2 protein-coding genes are annotated in these 1528 nt (G+C 68.3%); both read left to right on the top strand.

Annotation, left to right across the window (positions count from 1 at the left end):
* On the top strand, positions 1–406 hold a 406-nt coding region (locus VGD70_RS13705; RefSeq protein WP_331081721.1), incomplete at its 5' end, for a CocE/NonD family hydrolase.
* A 26-nt stretch (positions 407–432) separates the two neighbouring features.
* Complete coding sequence (locus tag VGD70_RS13700; RefSeq protein WP_331081719.1) at positions 433–1290, top strand: CocE/NonD family hydrolase; 858 nt, start codon at positions 433–435, stop codon at positions 1288–1290.
* The last annotated feature ends 238 nt before the right edge of the window (positions 1291–1528 follow it).

Raw genomic sequence — 1528 nt, 5'->3', positions numbered from 1 at the left:
CTGGTACTCCCCCGGTGGAGCGCTGTCCCTGGACTGCCTGATCAGCTGGACGGCCCAACAGTCGCTGTTCGTGCTGCGGCGCGAACTCGCCGCCGGACGCGGGGACCCGGCGGACGTCATGGCGCTGACCGCGGTGATCTCCGGTTCGGACGCGATGTGGTCGACGCCGGTCGCGGAGCAGCCGGTGCTGTCGAAGTTCCTGCCGTGGATCGAGGACATGGTGTCCCACCCGGCCCGCGATGAGCATTGGCGGAACCTGACCGCCATCGAGGACTGCTCCACGATCACCGCGCCCGCCCTGAACATCGGCGGCTGGTACGACCTGTTCGTCAACGAGACCCTGCGCGCCTACACGAGGATGCGTCGGCACGGCGGCAGGCGCAGGCACGCGGGGGACAGCGCCTGATCATCGGCCCGTGGAGCCACGGTCGGATGGAGGCGGTGTTCCCTGACCGGCAGTTCGGCCTGGCGGCCAGTGTCCAGGCCGCGCAGTTGACCGACGCGCTCGTGCCGTTCTTCGACCGGTGGCTGCGCGGACGAGAGGACGCGCTGGACGGCGCCGCGCCAGTGCGAATCTTCGTCATGGGCATTGCCCAGTGGCGGGACGAGCAAGACTGGCCGCTCCCGGACACGGCCGACACCGACTACTACCTGGCCAGCGCGGGACGGGCGAACACCGCGGATGGCGACGGCGCCCTCACCGGGTCCCCACCGGAAGCCGCCGCGCCGGACACGTTCCTGTACGACCCACGCCGCCCGGTGCCCAGTATCGGAGGTGTCAACCTGAACCTCGGTGGCTTCAACGGCCCCGCCGACCAGCGGCCGGTGGAGAGCCGTGGCGACGTGCTGGTGTTCTCCACCCCGTTGCTCACTGATCCGGTCGAGGTGACCGGCCCAGTGACGCTCACCCTGTTCGTGTCGTCCTCCGCGGTGGACACCGACTTCACCGGCAAACTGGTCGACGTCCACCCGGACGGGCGGGCAATCATCCTGTGCGAAGGCATCCAACGCATGCGCTACCGCGACAGCCTTGCCCAGGCTCGGTTCATGACCCCTGGCCAGATCTACGAGATCACCATCGACCTCACCGCGACGTCCAACGTTTTCCTGGCAGGGCACCGGATCCGCCTGGAAGTCTCCAGCAGCAACTTCCCGCGCTACGACCGCAACAGCAACACCGGGGGTGTGATCGCCACGGAACGTGAACAGGACATGACCACCGCCGTCAACCACGTCCACCACGGCCCAAACCAGCCGAGCCGACTCACACTCCCACTCCTCCGCCGCTGAGCACCCGGCCCCCTGGCAGCCCACGCATGCCGGCCATACCCATGATCGCCAGACTGTGGTGGCGTGGGTTGACGTGGAAGAACACCAGCCGGCCGCGGGGGCGTCGATCTCGTCGCTGACTCGCATGCCCAGCACCATTGTCTGTCTGAACACGTATTCGAGATGCCCGCTGCGGGCGCGCTGCACCGCCAGCAAGACCGGTCGCTCGTTGGCCCCGCACCCACTCGACGCAATCACC

This window comes from Actinophytocola sp. (assembly GCF_036402745.1).
Classification (GTDB): domain Bacteria; phylum Actinomycetota; class Actinomycetes; order Mycobacteriales; family Pseudonocardiaceae; genus Actinophytocola.
This window is presented reverse-complemented; position numbering and strand designations above follow the sequence as displayed.

Bases quoted from the DNA above. Each gene is read 5' to 3' on its own strand.
- VGD70_RS13700 (WP_331081719.1), top strand. From the start codon at position 433: ATGGAGGCGGTGTTCCCTGACCGGCAGTTCGGCCTGGCGGCCAGTGTC.